The sequence below is a fragment of the Bradyrhizobium sp. IC3195 genome (assembly GCF_020193585.1).
GTDB lineage: Bacteria > Pseudomonadota > Alphaproteobacteria > Rhizobiales > Xanthobacteraceae > Bradyrhizobium > Bradyrhizobium yuanmingense.
Window position 1 is genome coordinate 1 of the sequence record NZ_JADYVG010000107.1, and the last position, 399, is coordinate 399.

Consider the following 399-nt stretch of genomic DNA (forward strand, 5'->3'; position numbering starts at 1 on the left):
TTTTGCAACTGATACCCCTCGCGCGCGTACTTGTCTCGAAATTGGTGTTTTGCTGTGGCAGTGATATCAGAAAAATCTTCCTGTTTCACATAAAGCGGATATGCGCGTAATGTAACGACCCCATCAACGGGGGCGGATTTGAAATCCCGACCCAAGCTATGTACCAAATGCCATGTCTTGGATATATGATGATTGCCATTCTAAACAACGCTAAAGGGAGGGTTGGTGTGAATCAATTGAAGCGATTGGTTGTCTCCGGTTTATTATTTGCTTCTTTTGGAGCGAACGCTGAATGCTGGATTATTGGTGATCTGAAAGGACAAGAAGCCTCAAGTTCAGATGGGTATAACTATAAGTTATCATCTATACCAGATACCTTTCATTTGGTAATAAGTAAAG

The 399-nt window shown here is 42.1% G+C and carries 1 protein-coding gene; it reads left to right on the forward strand.

The genetic code is table 11. From position 1 onward, the window contains the following. Window positions 1-188: 188 nt before the first annotated feature. Window positions 189-399: hypothetical protein (locus I6F09_RS37315; protein WP_225190217.1), on the forward strand; the 211-nt coding region annotated here is incomplete at its 3' end.